A 16,658-nucleotide genomic window follows, 5' to 3' on the forward strand; every position below is an offset into this window, starting at 1 on the left:
ATAATGAATAACAAACGGATTCGACGCAAACTGATTGCTGGAGTTGTGGCGGGCGCCACTATGCTGACCTCGCAATTTGTTTGGTCTGAACAATATGCGGCCAACTTTAAAGGCACTGATATTCAAGAGTTTATCAATATTGTTGGTAAAAACTTGAACAAAACCATCATTGTTGACCCGACGATTCGCGGCAAGATCAACGTTCGCAGCTATGATCTGCTCAATGATGAGCAGTATTACCAGTTCTTCCTCAACGTGCTGCAAGTATACGGTTATGCCATCGTCGAGATGGAAAATAACGTTATCAAAGTGATCAAAGACAAAGATGCGAAAACCGCGGCGATTCGTGTTGCTAATGACAACGATCCTGGCCTAGGCGATGAAATGGTTACCCGCATCGTGGCGTTGTATAACACCGAAGCCAAGCAATTAGCACCATTATTACGTCAGTTAAACGATAACGCTGGTGGTGGTAACGTAGTGAACTACGATCCATCAAACGTGCTGATGCTCTCTGGCCGCGCTGCGGTGGTTAATAAGTTAGTTGAAATCATTCGCCGTGTAGATAAACAGGGTGATACCTCTGTTCAAGTCGTGCCACTTGAATATGCTTCTGCTGGCGAAATGGTGCGAATTATCGATACCCTGTACCGCGCGACAGCTAACCAAGCACAGCTTCCCGGACAAGCGCCTAAGGTTGTTGCCGACGAGCGGATTAACGCTGTTGTGGTCAGTGGTGATGAAAAGAGTCGTCAACGGGTGGTGGAGCTGATCCACCGTCTCGATGCCGAGCAAGCCAGCACGGGCAATACGAAAGTACGTTATTTACGGTATGCCAAGGCCGAAGACTTAGTTGAAGTGCTAACTGGTTTTGCCCAAAAGTTGGAAGGTGAAAAAGATCCTAGCGCTCAGGCAGCGGGTGGTGGCAAACGTCGTAATGAAATCAATATTATGGCCCACACTGATACTAACGCATTAGTGATCAGCGCTGAGCCAGATCAAATGCGCACTATTGAAAGCGTGATCAACCAACTCGATATTCGCCGCGCCCAAGTATTAGTAGAAGCCATTATCGTGGAAGTTGCCGAAGGCGATAACGTCGGCTTTGGGGTGCAATGGGCCGCGAAAGCGGGTGGTGGCACTCAGTTCAATAACTTAGGCCCAACCATAGGCGAGATTGGCGCGGGTGTATGGCAGGCGCAGGATAAAGAAGGAACCTATATCACTAACCCAAGCACGGGCGAGGTGATTGGCCAGAACCCAAAAACTAAGGGTGATGTGACCTTGTTGGCGCAGGCCTTAGGTAAAGTGAATGGTATGGCATGGGGCGTTGCCATGGGTGACTTTGGCGCCCTAGTACAAGCTGTGTCGGCCGATACCAACTCAAACGTACTGGCAACACCTTCTATTACTACCTTAGATAACCAAGAAGCCTCTTTCATCGTCGGTGATGAAGTGCCTATTCTGACTGGTTCTACCGCCAGCTCAAACAACAGCAACCCATTCCAAACCGTTGAACGTAAAGAGGTTGGGGTGAAGTTAAAAGTGGTGCCGCAGATCAACGAAGGCAACGCGGTTAAGCTTGCGATTGAGCAAGAAGTCTCTGGCGTAAACGGTAACACGGGTGTGGATATTTCCTTCGCTACTCGCCGTTTAACCACTACTGTTATGGCTGATTCAGGCCAAATCGTGGTACTCGGTGGTTTGATTAACGAAGAAGTCCAAGAAAGCGTGCAGAAAGTGCCATTTCTCGGCGATATTCCGGTACTCGGCCATCTATTCAAATCATCTTCCAGTAAGAAGACCAAGAAGAACCTGATGATCTTTATCAAACCCACCATTATCCGTGATGGTGTGACGATGGAAGGTATCGCAGGTCGTAAATACAACTATTTCAGAGCATTGCAGCTTGAACAGCAGGAGCGTGGTGTCAATCTAATGCCTGAGACTAAAGTGCCGGTATTAGATGAGTGGAACCAGTCTGAGTATGTGCCGCCAGAAGTGAACGATATTTTAGATCGTTATAAAGAAGGCAAAGGGCTAGAGACTCAGATGCGTAAAACTGACCCGACTCTCAAGTCGCTGGATGAAAACAAAAACAAAGATAAAACACAATGAGTGAAATACAAGTATCCCAAGTCGAGGATTTAAGCTTAGTTTCCAATGAACTAGGTATTGAAGCCGAAGGTGATGAGGTATTTCGCTCCAGCAGCAAAGAGCGTTTACCCTTTGCCTTTGCCCACCGCCATGAGGTGATTTTAGCCTATGGCGATGATGGCGCCTTGAACCTGTTTTATACCGCCAAAACCCCGTTAGCGGCGATGCTTGAAGCGCGTCGCTACTCGGGCGTGGATTTACCTTTGGTACAGCTCGAGCCGAGTAAGTTTGAGGTCAAACTGACTCAGGCCTATCAAGCCAATTCCTCCGAAGCGCAGCAGCTGATGGAAGACATTGGCAATGAAATGGATTTATTTACTCTTGCAGAAGAGTTGCCACAAACCGAAGATTTGCTCGAAGGCGATGATGATGCGCCGATCATTAAGCTCATTAACGCCCTGTTATCAGAAGCGATTAAAGAAGAAGCCTCGGATATCCATATCGAAACCTACGAGAAGCAGCTAGTCGTGCGTTTCCGTATCGACGGTGTGCTGAAGGAAGTGCTTAAGCCGAATCGTAAGCTGTCATCCTTGTTGGTGTCGCGGATTAAGGTGATGGCGCGCCTCGATATCGCCGAGAAACGTGTACCACAAGACGGCCGTATTTCGCTGCGGATTGCGGGCCGCGCGGTGGACGTGCGGGTATCGACCATGCCATCGAGCCACGGTGAGCGTGTGGTGCTGCGTTTGCTGGATAAGAATGCCGGTAATCTGGATTTAAAACAGCTGGGTATGACGGACAGCATCCGAGCCAAGTTCGATGAGCTTATTCGTCGTCCCCACGGCATTATCTTGGTAACGGGTCCTACGGGTTCGGGTAAGAGTACCACGCTGTATGCTGGACTTACTGAGATTAACTCTAAAGATACCAATATCTTAACCGTTGAAGACCCCATCGAATACGAATTAGAAGGCATAGGCCAAACTCAAGTTAACACTAAGGCGGACATGACCTTTGCCCGTGGTCTACGGGCGATTCTGCGTCAAGACCCCGATGTAGTGATGATCGGGGAAATCCGTGACCTTGAAACCGCGCAAATTGCGGTGCAGGCATCCTTGACGGGTCACTTAGTGATTTCGACTCTCCACACCAACACCGCTTCGGGCGCGATTACCCGTTTGCAGGATATGGGTGTTGAGCCTTTCTTAGTCTCATCAAGTTTGCTCGGGGTATTGGCTCAGCGCTTGATCCGTACCCTCTGTCCAAAATGTAAGACAGAGCATGTGCCCGATGAGCGTGAACGTGAGCTGCTGGGTATTACTGTCGATGATCCACGCCATATTTATCGTGCCAACGGCTGTAAGGCCTGTGGTAACAGTGGCTACCGTGGTCGTACTGGCATTCACGAACTATTGTCGGTCGATGATAATGTGCGCGAGCTTATTCACGGTGGACGTGGCGAACTGGCGATTGAGAAATATATCCGCCAGTCGGTACCAAGCATTCGTCACGATGGCATGAGCAAGGTGCTCTCAGGTATCACCACTCTGGAAGAAGTCCTAAGGGTGACCCGCGAGGAGTAAGCTATGCCTGCATTTGAATATAAGGCGCTGGACGCCAAGGGGAAGCAGCTTAAGGGCGTGATCGAAGCGGATACCGCCAGACACGCACGTAGCCAATTGCGCGATCAACGCTTGATGCCGCTGGATATTCTGCCGGTCAGCGAAAAAGAAGCCAAGGCGAAAGGTGCGGGATTTTCGCCCTTTAAGCGCGGGATTTCAGTGGCGGAATTAGCGCTGATCACCCGTCAAATCGCGACACTGGTGGCGGCGGGCTTACCGATCGAGGAATGTCTTAAGGCGGTAGGCCAGCAATGTGAGAAGGCGCGGCTTGCCAGTATGATCATGGCGGTGCGCTCCCGGGTCGTTGAGGGTTATAGTCTGGCCGATTCCTTGGCTGAATTTCCGCATATTTTCGATGACTTATACCGCGCTATGGTGGCCTCGGGGGAAAAATCCGGCCACTTGGAAGTGGTGCTAAATCGCTTAGCCGATTACACCGAACGTCGCCAGCAGCTAAAATCTAAACTGCAACAGGCGATGATTTATCCCATCATGCTGACGATTGTCGCCATTGGGGTGGTCTCAGTGTTACTTGCGGCTGTGGTACCAAAGGTCGTTGGCCAGTTTGAGCATATGGGCGCCGAGTTACCGGCGACGACCCGTTTCTTAATTTCTGCCTCGGATTTTGTCCAACACTATGGTCTGTTTGTTGTTTTAGCGATTGGTATTCTGTTGGTAGTGTTCCAGCGTCTACTCAAGTCACCGATTTTCAAGATGAAATACCATACATTTTTGCTGAAAATGCCGGTGATTGGCCGAGTGAGTAAAGGGCTCAATACTGCGCGTTTTGCGCGTACCTTGAGTATTTTATCCGCCAGTTCGGTGCCTTTGTTGGACGGGATGCGCATTGCCAGCGAGGTATTGCAAAATATGCGGGTACGGGCGGCGGTGGATGATGCAACGGCGCGCGTACGGGAAGGAACTAGCCTCAGTACCGCGTTGACTAACACTAAGCTATTCCCGGCGATGATGTTATATATGATCGCCTCGGGGGAGAAGAGTGGTCAGCTCGAAGACATGCTTGAGCGTGCTGCGGATAACCAAGATCGCGAGTTTGAGAGTAATGTGACGCTCGCCCTCGGCGTATTCGAACCCATGTTAGTGGTGAGTATGGCGGGGGTTGTACTCTTTATCGTGATGGCCATTCTGCAACCGATATTGGCGCTGAACAATTTGATTAGTGGCTAGTTTTTGACATTATGGAATATTGCCTTTCAGTCATAGTGCTGAGAATGGCACAGGTTTTTTAGGAGATGTAATCGATGCAAATGAATAAAAAGCACAAGGGTTTTACCTTACTTGAAGTGATGGTGGTGATCGTTATCCTCGGTATTTTGGCGTCTATGGTGGTGCCAAACCTGATGGGCAACAAAGATAAAGCCGACCAACAAAAAGCGGTATCTGACATAGTCGCGCTCGAAAACGCTTTAGATATGTACAAGTTAGATAACGGTGTTTATCCAACGACTGAGCAAGGTTTAGAAGCCTTGGTGCAAAAACCAACGATTTCACCTGAGCCTCGTAACTACCGCGAAGAAGGTTATGTGAAGCGTTTACCACAGGACCCATGGCGTAATAACTACTTACTGTTAAGCCCTGGCGAAAACAGCAAGTTAGATATCTTTAGTGCAGGCCCAGACGGTCAACCAGGTACCGAAGATGATATCGGTAACTGGAACTTACAGAATTTCCAATAAGATGTTAACGCTGCGCCACGCCGGCTTCACCTTGATGGAGGTGATGCTGGTGATTTTGCTAATGGGACTCACCGCCGCGGCGGTGACCATGTCTATTGGCAACTCGGGGCCACAACAGGCACTGGAAAAAACCGCGCAGCAATTTATAGCCGCTACAGAGTTAGTGCTGGATGAAACCGTATTAAGCGGCCAATTTATCGGTATTGTGGTGGAAAAAACCAGTTATCAGTTTGTTTTTTATAAAGATGGTAAATGGAATCCATTGGAAAAGGACAGAATTCTGTCTGAAAAACAAATGGAACCTGGTGTGGTGATTAATTTGGTGCTCGATGGTTTACCGCTCGCACAAGAGGACGAACAAGATGACTCTTGGTTTAAAGAACCTTTAATCGAGCCCTCTGCGGAAGATAAGAAAAAGCACCCTGAACCACAGATTTTGCTATTTCCCAGCGGCGAAATGAGCGCCTTTGAGTTGAGTTTTATTACCAAGACAGATAAAGGCCCCCTCGACGTATTGGTGGTGGGCGATGCCCTTGGCCGTTTAACCCTAGGGCGCCCCGATGAAATACGCTAAGGGCATGACGTTACTCGAAGTGATCGTCGCCTTGGCGGTGTTTGCGATTGCCGCTGTTTCTATCACCAAAAGCTTGGGTGAACAAATGGCGAATATGCCAATTTTGGAGTCGCGCACCCTTGCTCAGTGGGTAGCCGACAATCAAATGGTCGATGCCAGACTCGAGCCTCAATTTCCGGAAATCGGCAAAAAAGAGGGCCAAGTAGAACTGGCGGGTAAGGATTGGTACTGGCGAAAAGAAGTGGTGAAAACCACCGATGATAATTTTCGCATGATCCGTATTAGTGTCAGTGAAGATGAGCGTTATCAGCGTATTGCAGCACAAGTGAGCAGTTATGTCCTTAAAACAAACTAATGCTCATCGGGGGTTTACCCTGCTGGAAATGCTGATCGCGATTGCGATTTTTGCCATGTTGGGCTTAGCGGCCAATGCGGTACTCAGCACAGTTCTGACCAATGATGAAGTGACAAAGAATTTCTCAACCCGTTTAAAAGCGTTGCAACAGGGCTTTGGAGCGATTGAGCGCGACTTGGGACAGATGGTTGCCCGCACACCCAGACTCCTCGAAGGTGGCCGCGGAACAACGGTATTTCAGACGGGGAATGACCTTTTAGATTCGGAATCCGAGGCTTTAGTCTTTTACCGCTTGGGCTGGCTCAATCCAGATGGCTTGTTGCCCCGTGGCAGTTTGCAGTCGGTCGCCTATGTCGTACGAGAAGGAAAATTAGAACGCTGGTATTTTCCTTACCCTGAGCCGGAATTTGGTGCCGAGCCAATCAAGACGGTGATTATCGATAAGGTGCTCTCGGTCGAGTATTCCTTCTTTATGGAGGATAAGTGGGAGCGCAAGGTTGAGGCGACTAAGTTACCCAAAGCCATTGCAATCGAAATTGAGATTGAAGGTCTAGGTAAGATTCAGCGTAAGTTTATGCTGCCTCTGGGCGCGGCGGCGCCAGAAAAGTCTAGTGATGAAGACAACAAAGACGAAAACACCGAAGACAATAAAGAAGACAACGGTGACAAAGATAATAACGGCGATGGTTCCGGTAACGGGGAAGAAGATCCCGGCACCGGTGAGCCAGAAAATGAGGATGGCGCATGATAAGGCGAACTCCTACTAAACAGCGTGGTGTCGCGCTGATCGTCGTATTACTGATCGTGGCCATGGTGGTGATTATTGCCACCAATATTACCAGTCGTAATCAGTTGTCGATGCGCCGCACCTTAAACTTAGCTCAGTACGATCAGGCCTATTGGTATGCTATTTCCGCCGAAGAGCTGGCGAAGAAGATCCTCAAGCAGGACTTAGACGATTCAGAGGGGCGTGTCCATAAGCAACAATATTGGGCCATGAGCGATGTGGTATTTCCGGCAGAATATGGTGAGATTGCAGGCAAGATCACCGATATGCGTTCGTGTTTTAACTTAAATGCCTTGTCCGTCACCACAAAAGATGTGGAAAACGGTCAACCTAAATTGCCCTTGGCTGCTAAGCAATACAAGGCGTTATTAGTGAGTTTAGGTATGGATGATTTTACCGCTGATCATCTCACTCAAACCCTAAAGGATTATATCGACGAAGACACGATCGCCAGCCCCTATGGCGCTGAAGATGCCGAGTATGAAGCACGCCACGTGCCATACCGTGCCGCCAACACTCTGATGAATCATCGAAGTGAGCTGCGGGCAGTGATGGGATACACACAGGATATTTATTTGAAATTATTGCCCTATATTTGTGTCATCCCGGGGAATGACAGGCAATTGTTGAATGTGAATACCATTGATGTCGAACAAGCAGCGCTGCTGGCGGCCATGCTCGATAATCAGATTTCTGTCGGTGAGGCGGAAAGCATTATTAACCAGCGCCCTGGCGATGGTTTTGCCAAGATTGATGATTTTTACGAATCCTCCTCAATGGGGTCGATTAAATGGGAAGATGCGATGAAGTCGACTTTTGTGATCGACAGTCAATATTTCCTCCTTGCCTCGGGCGCAAAGGTCGACAACGCCATTTTTAGGATGGAGAGTGTGCTCAAAAAGGGCAGCGGTAACAAAATGGATGTGCTCACCCGTCAGTTTGGTGGACAAAAATAATAGCAAACAAGCTCAATCCCTTAAGGTTGAAGCTGGTGGAGAAAAACTGTGAGTGAACGGCTATTTATTCGCTTAGGCAGAACCGCAGAGCAGGCATGCTCTTGGCTGGTTTGGTCCGAACAAGAACAAGAAATTATCGCCTCAGGCGAACTGGCCAACGCCCAAGGTTTATCAACCTTAACTGAGCGCGCGGGCAATCGCCCCATTGATGTGTTGGTGCCAGCTTCCGCCATGACGCTCACCAGCGTGAATCTGCCCGAAAAAGGCCAACGCCAAGCCTTAAAGGCCCTGCCTTTTATGTTGGAAGAATCCATCGCCGAGGATGTGGATGCGATGCACTTTACCGTTGGTCCACGCAATGGCGATGCCCTCAGCGTGGTGGCCGTTGCCCATGAGCAAATGCAAACTTGGCTCAGCTGTTTGGCCGAAGCGGGCTTAAAAGTGAAGCGTATTGTGCCTGATTGCTTGGCCTTGCCATTGCAGGAATGCCAATGGGCAGCCATGCGTTTCGGTAACGAGTTATTGTTGCGTACAGGATTAGGAACAGGCCATAGCCTGCCTTTATCTTGGTTGCCAGTGGCAATGAAGCAACTGACGGCTCAGACAGACGAGGTGTCGGTCGCCAGTTATACCGAGATGGAGTTGGACGGTGTTGAGCTTAAGCCACAGCCACTCGACTTACCTATGTTGGTGCTGGCGCGCGGCATTTTACATGCGCCGATTAACTTACTGACGGGTGTCTATACGCCTAAGCGCGAATACAGTAAGCATCTGTTGCAATGGAAAAATGCGGCAATTGTACTAGCCATTGCTATTGTGTTGTCTCTGGTAAATAAAGGCTTAACCATTCATCAGGTAAATGGCCAAATCGCCGATTTGAAGGCGCAAAGTGAAGCCATTTATCAACAAGTGATACCAGGCAATTCACGTATTGTGAATTTACGCTCGCAGATGGAGAGCCAACTGCGCGCACTCCAAGGCCAAGGCAGTGGTGCAGAGTTTTTTGCTATGCTGGCAGGGTTACAAGACGCCTTTAAACAAGTACCTGAGCTAAAACCCAATAGCTTGAGATTTGAAAGTGCCCGTAATGAAATCCGCATGCAAGTCACTGCTAAAAATTACGCGCAAATTGAGAAGTTTAAAGAGATTGTCGGCCGTCGTTTCCAAATAGATGGTGGCACGATGAATAGCGGTGAAGATCAGGTCACCAGCACCTTAACCTTGAGGAGCAAATAAGATGGATAATTTGCGGACTTGGTGGCAAGGGCTTGCGTCGCGCGAGCAGCAGATCGTAGGTTTTGGCGCCGTATTTTTAGTGATCGGTCTATTTTACTGGGGGATTTGGACGCCAATCGCCAATGCTGAGGCCAATGCACTGCGCAACTTAACGGCGCAGCAGCAAACCTTGACCTATGTAAAGCAGACGGCGAATAAAATCGCTGGCTTAAAACAAAGCGGCGCTAAGCCGACGATGAGCGGCAGTTTAAGTTCAGTCGTCAACCAAACAGCGGGCAGTTATGGCTTAGTGATCACTCGCATGCAGCCCCAGGGCGATAAAATCCAAGTGTGGATGGATGATGTGCCATTCGACGCGTTACTCAGTTATTTGAATGATTTAGTGCAGCAAAAGGGCTTATCCCTTGAGAGTGTTGATTTGGCGGAGGCTGACGCGCCTGGCTATGTCAAAGTAAGACGGATCCAACTAGCGCAATAGGTTAAGGTGTAGCTGTGAGTCTGATAAAAAAGATTATTATTGGTGTACTAATTTATATCGTGTTTTTAGTGGCGTTGTTTCCTGCCAGTGTGGTCGTGCGCCTCGCACCACTCCCAGCGAATGTGGGAATTTCTGGAGTGAGTGGCAGTATTTGGGCGGGTAGCATTGAAACTTTGAATATTCAGCAGCGCCAATTGGAGCAAGTGCGTTGGGAACTCAGCCCTTGGTCTTTGTTTTTAGGCAAAGTGAAGCTGGATTTTCAAGTAGGTAGCCGAGCAACCCCTGTGAGTGGCAAAGGTGTCGTCACTTGGTCTATGGGCGGTATCAGCGCTCAAGGATTGCGCTTTGAAGCGCCCGATAGCTTCTTAATTGGTAATACTAAGCTGCCCTTTAGAACCGAAATTAATGGTGAAGTCAGCCTGCTGGTTGAAACCCTAGAACAAGGTAAACCTTGGTGCGAGCAGTTATCGGGTAAATTATTCTTAAACCAAACCAATGTGAAGAATCAATTCGGCGATTATCCACTGGGTAATATCGAGTTGGGCCTTAGCTGTGTTGAGGGGAAAGCTCAGCTCGCTACCGACGAAAGCAAAAACCAGTTGGGAATTATCGGTACCTTACAGTTAGACGAGGGGAATATGGTCAAGGTTGCCGCTAAGATCAAAGAGACCAACGAACAGCCGGAAGATATGCGTAAATCTCTTAATATCCTCGGCAAGCGTGGAGATGACGGTTACTTCCCTATTGTTTATCAGGGGCGTATTCCTGGGCTTTAATCTAGCCAGTAATGTAATCTAATGAATGATTTGATAAAGGCACCTTGGGTGCCTTTTCTATTTCGAGGGGTTAACTCGCGAGATCGTTAAGCAATAAACGATAGTCGCTAATGGCCGGAAAATCATTGAAGGTTTTGGCAGGTTTCTGGCTATCGGGATTGCTGATCCCGAGCTGATGCCCCACGCCCGCTAAGCGCGCTGCATTTAAAATGGGTTCACTATCATCGATAAACAGGCAGCGCTCAGGCACTAGGGCGAATTTTTCGAATAGCGTTTGCCAAAATTGTGGGTGTTCCTTGGGATAACCCGTTTCATGGCTTGAGATCATCGCATCTAAACCACTCCCCAGTTCAGTATGCTCCAGCTTAAGAGCAAGACTCTTAGGGTGGGCATTGGTGACTAAGATGCGTTTTTTGCCCGCGGCGGCGAGGGCATCGAGAAAAGGCATACTGTCTTGGCGCAGTTGAATACGGTCAACTAAGTCGCGGTGAAGCACCATAATGTCGAGCTGCAGCTTGGACTGCCAATAATCGAGGCAATACCAATCTAACGTGCCTGCGACTCTGCCGTAGGCTTCTTCCACCAGTTGTTGTGCCTGGCTCTGGCTTAATCCCCGCTGCTTGCTCAGTTCCTGTGGCACCAGACTCAGCCAAAAATGGTTATCAAAGTGCAAATCGAGCAGGGTGCCATCCATATCGAGCAGTACAGTATCAATCTTCTTCCAGTCAAACATGGGATATCCTGTGTGGTTAACTCAGCTCAGCGTGAGGTTTACAGTAGCCTATCTTGCCAGCATCGCACTTTGTGCTAGGCTTGATTAATTCGTTTTTGTCTAAAAATGAGACACTTGGATATGGATATCTGCTCATTCGCTTTGCTTACCCAAGCTCCAAATATCACTAGTTTACAGCAAGAACTCACAACTTTGTTGCAGCATGAGTGGTTGCCACACATTAACCAACGTGATTATCACGCGGGCTCTCAGGGCGGTTGGGATGTGTTGGCTCTACGCTGCGCCGAGGAATATCGAGTCGCGCATCCCATTTTACAAGCCTTTTCCATTAGTGCCGCGACAGATTGGGATAATTTGCCTTCACTGGAATCGAGCCCCGCGCTGCTGCAGTTTATTCAATCCCTTGCTTGCCCAGTTAAATCGGTGCGCTTAATGCGTTTACACGCTGGTGCTGAAATCAAGCCCCATAGGGATCAAGGATTATCACTTGAACAGGGTGAGGCTAGATTACATTTGCCCCTACAAACCCATGATCAGCTTTATTTTTATGTGGATGAGAAACGTGTACCTATGCGGGCCGGAGAGCTTTGGTATATCAATGCTGACCAAACCCATTGGGTCGCGAATAAAGGCGTGGATGCCAGAATTAATTTGGTGATCGATTGTGAAGTCAACTCGTGGTTAAAGGAGCTTATCCATGATGCCAAGATCAAAGCCTAATGCAGGGCAGCGCGAGGCGTTTCTAAGATTAAAGCTGTTTGCTCAGGCGCTACTGCAATCTCACTCTGCGGGGGAGGCAAAGCGGCTTATCGATCCAATGCTGGCGCAGTTATGCCAATTGACTGGGTTGGAGTTGCATCCAGGATTTTTTCTCGATACGGAGGCGAGTATTACGGCTTTTGGCAAGGCGGTATCACCGACAACTGCGGCGCAATGTGCAGAAGATCCCGAACGTAGCAGAGTGTTTATTCAGGGAATTTATCAAGCGATACAGGACAAACTTAAAGCTAACTCGAACCATCCTGTGCACATACTCTATGCCGGAACCGGGCCTTTTGCTTGGTTAATCTTAGCCTTATTACCGCTATTTACGGCGAAGCAAGTGCGAGTAACCTTACTCGACATTCATCGAGCGTCATTGGAGAGTGTTGAAAAGCTGCTGGCATATTTCGATGTAGCGGATCGTGTCGATGCGATTATTTGTGCTGACGCTACGCTTTGGCGGCCAGCATCAACACAAACCTTTGATCTGATAATTTCTGAAACCATGAAACACCTGCTGCAACAGGAACCGCAGGTACAGATTTTTAGCCATCTACAGCATTTTTTAGCAGAGGATGGATGTTTAATCCCTGAGTCGATTGAGTTGGATGCATGGCTCGAGCTAAAAGATCGGCTGCCAATTTATTTGGGTCCTTTATTCTGTCTCGATTTAGCTCATGCCCGCTTGCTCGCTCAAGATGACAGAAGTGGGCTAGTGGGGAGCTTATTGTTACCCGATTATGAACCCCAACCCATAAGCCTAAAACTGACGACAAAAATCAGGGTTTATGGCGAACATCAATTACTTGAAAATCAATCACAATTAACCCTATCCCAATATAAAAAATCCCTGTGGCTTAAACCTCTGAGTAGAGTGGACTTTAGCTACGAGTTGGGAACCTATCCCGATGTTATCTTCCAATATCAGCAGCAGAAATTGCCGCTTGTTGGCAGTGAGGATTTGAGTTGTTTGGGGATTTATCACTTGCAGCGGCTATGGCAAAAAATTCAGTTGCAAAAGCTTGGACAAACCAATGAGGTGGCAGAGGGAGAATGGAACCTAGATAAAGCGCTGCTGGATCTTTGCAGTATTGGATTAGAGCCTGGGATGAAGGCGCTCTATCAATATGATAAACAGGCTGATTTTATCGCCTTCGTTCAAAGGCAAACTAAGCTGACCACAGCGGATATTGTTGGCATCAATCAGCGATTGCGCGCCTTATCCCAAGCTGAGCCAGAAAACGGCAATACAGAGCTAGCTTATAGCGATGCTTTACCTCAAGTGCTTACCGACGCCCAACTCGCCTTTTGGCAACGGGAAGGTTATTTAGTCATCCCGCAAGTGTTGTCAAAAACACAATGCGCGGCGAGTCGAGCCGTGATTTGGCAGCAGCTTGGCGCGAATGAAAATGATCCATCAACTTGGTACCAGTCCCATGAGTTGATGCAGAAAATCATGCTGCAGTTATTTCGTCATCCCGTCCTCGATGCCAATCGGCAAACACCTCTAATCCGCCAAGCCTTTGAACAATTATGGCAGCGTACCGATTTGGTGATGACGACTGATAGAGTGAGTTTTAATCCCCCTGAAACGCCCACTTGGCAGTTTCCTGGCCCCAATATGCATTGGGACATGCCACTGCAACTACCTGTGCCATTTGGAACACAAGGATTAATTTATCTTACGGATACCCCTGCCGAGCAGGGGGCATTTTGCTGTGTTCCCGGCTTTCACCTCAAAATTGAAACCTGGCTACAGGAACAAAACAAGACTGATATGGAGTTGCAGCAACAGCATTGGGACGAGTGGCCGATTAAACCTATCGCCGCGAGCGCAGGGGATTTAATCATTTGGCACCATGCCTTGCCCCATGGACCGACGCCAAATCGGGGCCTGTTACCACGCATGGTGCAGTACATTAATTTCTATCCAATGGCCAGCTAATGATTAATTTTAATGAACAACAGCAATGCTATTGGCAATTGCTGCATCAGCCTGAATCATTGTATTTACTGTATCAAGCGCAGGATGTTGAGCATTTTGTTGCCTTGATGGCAGACTTCCTCAATTGGCCTGAGCTAAATTTAGAGCAGATGCTGGCATTTATTGCCTTGCAGCAACCAAGCTTCATTCTAGATTTAGCACGCTTCAGCCAAGTGTGGTTTCCTTCTCATTATCATGCTCAAACTAAAACAATAAGTTGGGTTCCTGTCTTTCAGCGGTTATCAAAACCTTTCTTGGAGGACGATATCTGCGATGCTCGTCGTGGTTTACTGGCTAGTTTTATCCAGCCTCAAACCTTGCTCGAACCCTTATTATCCCAACGCGAAAGTTTGCCCGCGATCAATCCTAACTTGATGATTTTCCATTGGTCCCGTTGTGGGTCAACACTGGTTTCTAGCAGTTTTTCCCTACTCAAAACTTGCCGAGTGTTATCTGAATCTATGCTCTGCAGCGATGTGATGCACCATGATGCTTGGCCTTCGAGCTTAATACCGCAGCTGGTGGATTTATGTTTAAGGCTACAAGGGCGGTTGAGGCCTGATGAGCGTGAGCTAGTGATCAAGTGGAATGCGTGGGATTTAGCTTGTTGGCCCATGTTGCTAGAACTCTATCCTAATAGTCGAGTGCTATGTCTGATGCGCCATCCCGGAGATATTTTGGCTTCGCATCAACGAGAGGCTGGGATGCATATGGCGGGGCGGGTGAAGGCTGTATTCCCCTATCCGTTACCGCTTAGTGAAAGCACGCATGCTGAGCCAAATTTAGACGCATTTCGAATGGGCGTGCTACATGGTTTTGCCCAGCAAACTGCTGCACTTTATCAATCAAGTCGTTGCATCTTAATGGATTATCAACAATTAAATGCGCTTAAACCCAGCGTACTTTCGACCATTTTAGAATGGCCGTTAGCCGCAGAAGATATTGAGCATTGGCAAGGCCACTGGCGCTTTGATGTAAAGCGACAAGGGCAATTGTTTGTACCCATGGTACCCGCCCAATCTACCCCATTAAATGAATCACAAACTCTCTCATGGCAGCTGTTATTGAATGCTTATGAGCAACTGTTGCAACCTTTAGTTCGAGATAAAAACCATGATGCTAGCTGAGTTAAATCCATTCACTGGCTTGAGTATTAAGCCTGCCAATGCAAGCGATAACCTATTTATGGCAGAACTTTTTTATTCAACTAAAACCTTCTTCTATGAGCTTGGTTTACCCCTTGATGTCGTACAGAACATGTTGGAGCAACAATATCGGCTGCAACAAGTCTCCTATCGGGAGCAATATCCACATGCCATCATCTACATTTTGTTTTATCAGCAACAAGCGGTCGGCAAACTGATGCTCGATACCAATGAGCATAGGGTTCATCTTGTTGATTTTATTATTGCGCCAAGTATGCGAGGTCGCGGTTTAGGCTCTGCGGTATTAGAGGCGGTCAAGCTTGAGGCGAGGCAACGTCAGTTGCCTGTTCATTTATCAGTAGAGAGTGAAAATACTCAAGCTAAATCACTTTATTTACGGCATGGATTTCAGTTTCAAAGCCGTTCCGAAACCTATGAGTCAATGCTGTGGCCTTAAGCCTTGCTGATAATTTATACAAAATTATTTCTGCGTAATTGTGTTTGCCGATTTTTCAGATATGTTTAGTTGTAGCTAAATTGTTTTCATTCTGTTTCACAATAGACCTTCGATTGTGTGATGTGAATGATGTTGTCATCAGCAAAAGGAACTCGCTGTCGATTAATTGTCGTGAGTAATTAAGTCATTGCAAGACGTTACATAGACAAAATCGTTATTTAAGGAGAAATACAATGTCAGATCCATTTATTGGAGAAATCCGCATGTTCGCTGGTACTTTCGCTCCGCGTGGCTGGGCGCTTTGCAATGGACAGTTATTGGCCATTTCCACCAATAGCGCGCTTTTCTCTCTTCTGGGTACAACCTATGGTGGCAATGGCACCACAACCTTTGGGTTGCCTAACTTGCAAAGTCGTACTCCTGTGGGTACCGGAACTGGTGCAGGGTTAAGTAATGTTGTTTTGGGACAAGTTGCCGGTGTTGAAAACGTTAACCTCACTACCAATCAGCTACCCATTCATGCACCAACAGCTACTTTCATTGGTAATGCAAGTAGCGTAACAGCAACGGTTGATGTTGCTACCACCACGGCCACTGCAATGGTTCCTCCGGCAGCAGGCGCGACTACCTACCTCTCTGCTACGACAGCTAAGGCGGGGCCTGCCAGTGTTGCATTTAATGGATTGTTTACCAGTACGGCGCCAGATTCTACCAAGAGCAGCCTCGGTGGAGTGCATGGTAGTGTTACACCTGCTGGCACCGTAACCGTCAATCCTGTTGGTGGAGGACAGCCCGTAGGTATTCGCAATCCTTACTTGGGTATGAATTTTATTATCGCGCTTGAAGGCATATATCCATCGCGTAATTAATTGTGCAATTCCGACAGTTTCACCAGTCGGAAGCGAGAGTGAGTACAGGGAGTGTACTCGTTGCTCGGATCGAAAGTCAGGCGCGTGACTAAAGTTAGTATTATGGTTTTTCCGGGAATATCCTTGTTAA

Annotated in this window: 17 protein-coding genes; 16 read left to right on the forward strand and 1 reads right to left on the reverse strand. The window is 48.0% G+C overall.

Annotated elements, in window-relative coordinates; translation table 11 throughout:
- Positions 1 to 3 precede the first annotated feature (3 nt).
- From gspD to JM642_RS00770, 11 genes are all read left to right on the forward strand, one after another.
- Complete coding sequence (gene gspD / locus JM642_RS00720) at positions 4 to 2,118, forward strand: type II secretion system secretin GspD (protein ID WP_037416417.1); 2,115 nt, start codon at positions 4 to 6, stop codon at positions 2,116 to 2,118.
- Positions 2,115 to 3,680, forward strand: a complete 1,566-nt coding sequence (gspE, locus tag JM642_RS00725; RefSeq protein ID WP_239000474.1) for a type II secretion system ATPase GspE — start codon at positions 2,115 to 2,117, stop codon at positions 3,678 to 3,680. Before gspD ends, gspE begins: the two co-directional genes overlap by 4 nt.
- Before the next feature lie 3 nt (positions 3,681 to 3,683).
- On the forward strand, positions 3,684 to 4,907 hold the full coding sequence (gspF, locus tag JM642_RS00730; RefSeq protein WP_203432517.1) for a type II secretion system inner membrane protein GspF: 1,224 nt from the start codon (positions 3,684 to 3,686) through the stop codon (positions 4,905 to 4,907).
- Positions 4,908 to 4,981: 74 nt separating this feature from the next.
- A complete protein-coding gene (gene gspG / locus JM642_RS00735; RefSeq protein WP_011715426.1) occupies positions 4,982 to 5,416 on the forward strand; it encodes a type II secretion system major pseudopilin GspG in 435 nt (144 codons plus the stop codon).
- A gap of 1 nt (position 5,417) precedes the next feature.
- Positions 5,418 to 5,990 carry a type II secretion system minor pseudopilin GspH gene (gspH, locus tag JM642_RS00740; protein ID WP_081990910.1) on the forward strand — a complete coding sequence of 191 codons (573 nt, stop codon included), beginning with the start codon at positions 5,418 to 5,420 and terminating at the stop codon, positions 5,988 to 5,990.
- The gene (gspI, locus tag JM642_RS00745; protein WP_037416429.1) at positions 5,977 to 6,345 is read left to right on the forward strand and encodes a type II secretion system minor pseudopilin GspI; all 369 of its coding nucleotides are present in this window, start codon (positions 5,977 to 5,979) and stop codon (positions 6,343 to 6,345) included. Before gspH ends, gspI begins: the two co-directional genes overlap by 14 nt.
- A complete protein-coding gene (gene gspJ, locus JM642_RS00750) occupies positions 6,326 to 7,093 on the forward strand; it encodes a type II secretion system minor pseudopilin GspJ (protein WP_037416432.1) in 768 nt (255 codons plus the stop codon). The genes gspI and gspJ overlap by 20 nt, the downstream gene beginning before the upstream one ends.
- A complete protein-coding gene (gene gspK / locus JM642_RS00755) occupies positions 7,090 to 8,088 on the forward strand; it encodes a type II secretion system minor pseudopilin GspK (RefSeq protein ID WP_099457138.1) in 999 nt (332 codons plus the stop codon). The genes gspJ and gspK overlap by 4 nt, the downstream gene beginning before the upstream one ends.
- A 48-nt stretch (positions 8,089 to 8,136) precedes the next feature.
- Entirely contained in the window at positions 8,137 to 9,324 is a 1,188-nt protein-coding gene (gspL, locus tag JM642_RS00760) for a type II secretion system protein GspL (protein ID WP_172589899.1), read from the forward strand.
- A gap of 1 nt (position 9,325) precedes the next feature.
- Complete coding sequence (locus JM642_RS00765) at positions 9,326 to 9,802, forward strand: type II secretion system protein M (protein ID WP_037416438.1); 477 nt, start codon at positions 9,326 to 9,328, stop codon at positions 9,800 to 9,802.
- Positions 9,803 to 9,816: 14 nt separating this feature from the next.
- Positions 9,817 to 10,578 (forward strand): type II secretion system protein N, encoded by a 762-nt coding sequence (locus JM642_RS00770; protein ID WP_203432518.1) that lies wholly within the window; start codon positions 9,817 to 9,819, stop codon positions 10,576 to 10,578.
- Positions 10,579 to 10,648: 70 nt separating this feature from the next.
- On the opposite strand, the gene yrfG is transcribed toward JM642_RS00770, so the two are convergent.
- Positions 10,649 to 11,311, reverse strand: coding sequence for a GMP/IMP nucleotidase (gene yrfG / locus JM642_RS00775; RefSeq protein ID WP_203432519.1), 663 nt, complete (start codon positions 11,309 to 11,311; stop codon positions 10,649 to 10,651).
- A 120-nt stretch (positions 11,312 to 11,431) separates the two neighbouring features.
- Between yrfG and JM642_RS00780 the strand changes: the two genes are divergently transcribed.
- The 5 genes from JM642_RS00780 (at position 11,432) to JM642_RS00800 (ending at position 16,528) form a co-directional block, all read left to right on the forward strand.
- Positions 11,432 to 12,031 carry an aspartyl/asparaginyl beta-hydroxylase domain-containing protein gene (locus tag JM642_RS00780; RefSeq protein ID WP_047535785.1) on the forward strand — a complete coding sequence of 200 codons (600 nt, stop codon included), beginning with the start codon at positions 11,432 to 11,434 and terminating at the stop codon, positions 12,029 to 12,031.
- Positions 12,009 to 14,018, forward strand: a complete 2,010-nt coding sequence (locus tag JM642_RS00785) for a phytanoyl-CoA dioxygenase family protein (RefSeq protein ID WP_203432520.1) — start codon at positions 12,009 to 12,011, stop codon at positions 14,016 to 14,018. Before JM642_RS00780 ends, JM642_RS00785 begins: the two co-directional genes overlap by 23 nt.
- Positions 14,018 to 15,184, forward strand: a complete 1,167-nt coding sequence (locus JM642_RS00790) for a hypothetical protein (protein ID WP_203432521.1) — start codon at positions 14,018 to 14,020, stop codon at positions 15,182 to 15,184. Before JM642_RS00785 ends, JM642_RS00790 begins: the two co-directional genes overlap by 1 nt.
- Positions 15,171 to 15,659 (forward strand): N-acetyltransferase, encoded by a 489-nt coding sequence (locus JM642_RS00795; RefSeq protein ID WP_169548418.1) that lies wholly within the window; start codon positions 15,171 to 15,173, stop codon positions 15,657 to 15,659. The genes JM642_RS00790 and JM642_RS00795 overlap by 14 nt, the downstream gene beginning before the upstream one ends.
- Before the next feature lie 233 nt (positions 15,660 to 15,892).
- Positions 15,893 to 16,528, forward strand: coding sequence for a tail fiber protein (locus JM642_RS00800; RefSeq protein ID WP_169548417.1), 636 nt, complete (start codon positions 15,893 to 15,895; stop codon positions 16,526 to 16,528).
- Positions 16,529 to 16,658: the final 130 nt, after the last annotated feature.

It is taken from the genome of Shewanella sp. LZH-2 (assembly GCF_016859145.1).
Taxonomy (GTDB): domain Bacteria; phylum Pseudomonadota; class Gammaproteobacteria; order Enterobacterales; family Shewanellaceae; genus Shewanella; species Shewanella xiamenensis.

Bases quoted from the DNA above. Each gene is read 5' to 3' on its own strand.
- JM642_RS00790 (WP_203432521.1), top strand. From the start codon at position 14,018: ATGATTAATTTTAATGAACAACAGCAATGCTATTGGCAATTGCTGCAT.
- JM642_RS00780 (WP_047535785.1), top strand. From the start codon at position 11,432: ATGGATATCTGCTCATTCGCTTTGCTTACCCAAGCTCCAAATATCACT.
- JM642_RS00765 (WP_037416438.1), top strand. From the start codon at position 9,326: ATGGATAATTTGCGGACTTGGTGGCAAGGGCTTGCGTCGCGCGAGCAG.
- gspD (WP_037416417.1), top strand. From the start codon at position 4: ATGAATAACAAACGGATTCGACGCAAACTGATTGCTGGAGTTGTGGCG.
- JM642_RS00795 (WP_169548418.1), top strand. From the start codon at position 15,171: ATGATGCTAGCTGAGTTAAATCCATTCACTGGCTTGAGTATTAAGCCT.
- gspE (WP_239000474.1), top strand. From the start codon at position 2,115: ATGAGTGAAATACAAGTATCCCAAGTCGAGGATTTAAGCTTAGTTTCC.
- gspI (WP_037416429.1), top strand. From the start codon at position 5,977: ATGAAATACGCTAAGGGCATGACGTTACTCGAAGTGATCGTCGCCTTG.
- gspF (WP_203432517.1), top strand. From the start codon at position 3,684: ATGCCTGCATTTGAATATAAGGCGCTGGACGCCAAGGGGAAGCAGCTT.
- gspH (WP_081990910.1), top strand. From the start codon at position 5,418: ATGTTAACGCTGCGCCACGCCGGCTTCACCTTGATGGAGGTGATGCTG.
- JM642_RS00800 (WP_169548417.1), top strand. From the start codon at position 15,893: ATGTCAGATCCATTTATTGGAGAAATCCGCATGTTCGCTGGTACTTTC.
- JM642_RS00785 (WP_203432520.1), top strand. From the start codon at position 12,009: ATGATGCCAAGATCAAAGCCTAATGCAGGGCAGCGCGAGGCGTTTCTA.
- yrfG (WP_203432519.1), bottom strand. From the start codon at position 11,311: ATGTTTGACTGGAAGAAGATTGATACTGTACTGCTCGATATGGATGGC.
- gspG (WP_011715426.1), top strand. From the start codon at position 4,982: ATGCAAATGAATAAAAAGCACAAGGGTTTTACCTTACTTGAAGTGATG.
- gspK (WP_099457138.1), top strand. From the start codon at position 7,090: ATGATAAGGCGAACTCCTACTAAACAGCGTGGTGTCGCGCTGATCGTC.
- gspJ (WP_037416432.1), top strand. From the start codon at position 6,326: ATGTCCTTAAAACAAACTAATGCTCATCGGGGGTTTACCCTGCTGGAA.